3 protein-coding genes and 1 pseudogene are annotated in these 2,983 nt (G+C 36.9%); 3 read left to right on the plus strand and 1 reads right to left on the minus strand.

Features of this window, described 5'->3' with window-relative positions:
* Window positions 1–72 precede the first annotated feature (72 nt).
* The 3 genes and pseudogenes from VU18_RS04275 to VU18_RS17215 all read left to right on the plus strand — a co-directional run.
* Entirely contained in the window at window positions 73–648 is a 576-nt protein-coding gene (locus VU18_RS04275; protein WP_025039373.1) for a hypothetical protein, read from the plus strand.
* Between the two features lie 58 nt (window positions 649–706).
* Window positions 707–1,294: a hypothetical protein gene (locus VU18_RS17875; protein WP_123961353.1), complete on the plus strand. Its 588-nt coding sequence runs from the start codon at window positions 707–709 to the stop codon at window positions 1,292–1,294.
* A gap of 171 nt (window positions 1,295–1,465) precedes the next feature.
* Window positions 1,466–1,829, plus strand: a pseudogene (locus VU18_RS17215) (transposase); the annotation flags it as partial.
* Between the two features lie 175 nt (window positions 1,830–2,004).
* On the opposite strand, the gene VU18_RS04285 reads toward VU18_RS17215, so the two are convergent.
* Window positions 2,005–2,433 (minus strand): DUF3888 domain-containing protein, encoded by a 429-nt coding sequence (locus VU18_RS04285; protein ID WP_011230515.1) that lies wholly within the window; start codon window positions 2,431–2,433, stop codon window positions 2,005–2,007.
* Between the last annotated feature and the right edge of the window lie 550 nt (window positions 2,434–2,983).

The following is a 2,983-nucleotide window of genomic DNA, read 5'->3' on the forward strand; positions in this document are numbered from 1 at the left end:
TCATGACAGGTGCAAGTACAACTTTTGGTGATGAACCTTATAAAAACCTTAATATCCAAAAGGAGGTAATTGATGAAGAAACTTATTTATTGTGTTCTCACAATATTTATTCTAGCAATTGTGTTTACTTACCATTCCAACAGTTCTGCCTCTTCAAAAGAATTTTCACTTTTAGAAGCCTGTAGGTTTGCAAAGGAAAAAGCTAGAGAGGAGTGGAGTAAAGATGCAGAAATCTATTATGTATTAAGTGTTGACGATAGGGAAAAAGAAAGTAAAAGTAAAGGGGAACACGGGAAAAGAAGATATTGGAATGTAATTCTAGCTAAACCAGGTACAGATGATCAAATGTTATATACAATTCATAATCAAAAAATAGTAGAAAAATTAGCATTGACTGAACCTGTAAACAATGAAAATATAGTAGATTTAAACAAGATTCATTTTGATAGCGATAAAATTGTTGATAAAGCAAAAAAGGAATATAACCTATTACCAGGAAAAGGTTGGGCCGAAGGATACCATTTTGTTTTGCGAAAGTTAAACAGTGACCCGACTGTTGAAGTGGTTGGTAGGGATAAAAAGGGTAGGTTTATAAAGATTATCTTCAATGCTAGGACTGGAAAATTCGTTACCAAGATAACATCTTAGTATTTACTGATAAAATAATGATTAATTAACAAATTTTCTTGTGAAAGGTGTGTTTAACATGTTTAAAAAGCTTAAAACTAAGATTGTTACGAGTCTTTTTTCAGCGATCCTATTGACTTCACTTTTTATTGATTATGCTAGTGCAGCCTCCTACACTTATTTAAATCAAGATGTAACAGCGTATACTGCACCAGCAGGTTCGTTAACTTATTATGGTACAACCCCTCAAAAATATAAAACTGCTGCAGTACATCCTAAAACTTGCGGTAGTCCGAGTTCAGGAACAATTTTTCCTTTCGGAGCAGTTATTAAAACTTCCACAGTTTTAAAAACTCCGTCTGGAACTTCTATGCAATATTTTACAGTTGAGGACATGGGGGATGTATTTTGCTCCCGAGGTTTAACTCGACAATGGTTTGATATTTATTTCGGTTATACTTCAAGTGATATAAATCAAGCCAAACTATTCGGTATAAAAACTGTTAGCTACACTGTAACTTTATTTACGAATAATGATCAGAGCTCTCAACATTTCAATGAAATAAAATCTCCTGAAACAAGGAATTGGATTAGTAAGCAGGGTAACATCCTGCTTTTTTCTTGTTTGCTCGGAGATATGAATTTGAAACTGCTTTTACTACACTAACCAGGACCCGAGTTCGACAGTTTGAGGGCCATTTTAGGCAAATAAAAAGTCCAGAAATCCCGTTATATCAAGGACTTTGGGGTTGTCAACCTAGGAAAAAACACTGAATTCCATAGGCACACGTTTAGCCGAAAAGTATGATGGCAAATATCTTATCCGCACGTCCGATGNCACACTGTCTGCCGAGGATGTCGCGCTGGGATATAAGCAGCTGGTGGATATCGAGCTGGCTTTTCGTACACTGAAATCGACATTGGAATTGCGACCCATGTATCATCGCTTGGAAGACCACATTCGTGTGCATGTGCTGCTCAGTTGGCTGGTTCTCTTGCTGGTTCGCATCGTAAAGATTCGGACCAACGAATCGTGGCCGAAAGTAAGAGAGGAATGCTAGCGTCTCACACTCGGACATTTTTCTTCAAAATACGGGGACCTTTATCAGCGGACAGAACTGACCTCCAAATAAGGGCAAACCTTTGCGACTCTAGGACTAGAGCCTCCCCCGAAGATCCTAGACATTCATCCTCGCTCCTAGATACACGCCACAAGTATACCTAATCGCCTCTCAGCCCTTCTGCATCAAGGACTGAGAGGCGATTTATTTGCCTAGTCACTGTCGANNTCGGGCAGGAGAAAGTAGCTGTATAAGCTCAGCTGTTCCTCGCTGATTAGTGAGCCCATTATTTAGGAAAAATAAAAGAGGTAATACCCTATGTTTGTTTTTTTATCTTCTCTTCGATGTGCTTGTAATCAATAATACGAATTTTGTCAAAATCGATTTCAAGTGTTATTATATCAATTCCGTAAGGAGGGTTGTGAGCCCCTTTAAATGTTTCTACACGAATTTTGAGTAAGAATTTATAACGACTCCCGGGTTCTAAATTTTTAATCTCTAATATTTTAGGCTTCCACCACTGAATTCCAGATGGTTTTCCATAATAATCCTGTACTGCTTTGGTTATATAAGGCGTTAAGAAGTAAATTGAAAGGTCCTCTAAATCATTTTTATTAACCACTAATGCAGTTGTTGACTCTGTTTCATAAATTTTTGATTTGGCGACAATTTTAGTCCCGACACCATACATTCCGAATAATATTATCAAAAAGAGGGACATTACTCCTATAAGTTTCCTGTTCATATTTGAATTCCTCCTTTTATTATCGTGATCAAACTATATTTTGCAGATATTAAGTCAAAATAATTCATGAAATTTCCGATTAAAATGGTTTATTTTATGGGCGGAGGGCTTGTTCAAATTATAATGGTAGTGATGAGTGGCTATTGCTAATGGCGACCATACATGGCATTTCTGGGGCTCTACTCTTGTAATTCAATTACGGGAGTTTGGTAAACCATGAAATCACATTGGTAGGGTCTGAAAAATACACTGAAGTATATTCAAGTCTTTACTATAATTCAACCTTTGTAATTAGATGGGCGGAAAATATTATGAGCTCGGCTATATTGGGATCATATGTTGGATGTTCCAAATTAAGGAACAAACATATGGTTCTGTAAGTAGTTGGCAAACGCTACTCAAAACGAACGATAGGTTTGATATCAACGCAAACGGCAGGTGTCGGAACTCTATTCGAAATTAATGATCTGTTATTAACAATTTTCAACATTTACTTTGCAGGTGGCGTCAGCTACGATGGTACTACCCCTAAAAAACATCCATGAGTAAA

Origin of the sequence: Geobacillus sp. ZGt-1 (genome assembly GCF_001026865.1) — a bacterium.
GTDB classification, from domain to species: Bacteria; Bacillota; Bacilli; order Bacillales; family Anoxybacillaceae; genus Geobacillus; species Geobacillus thermoleovorans.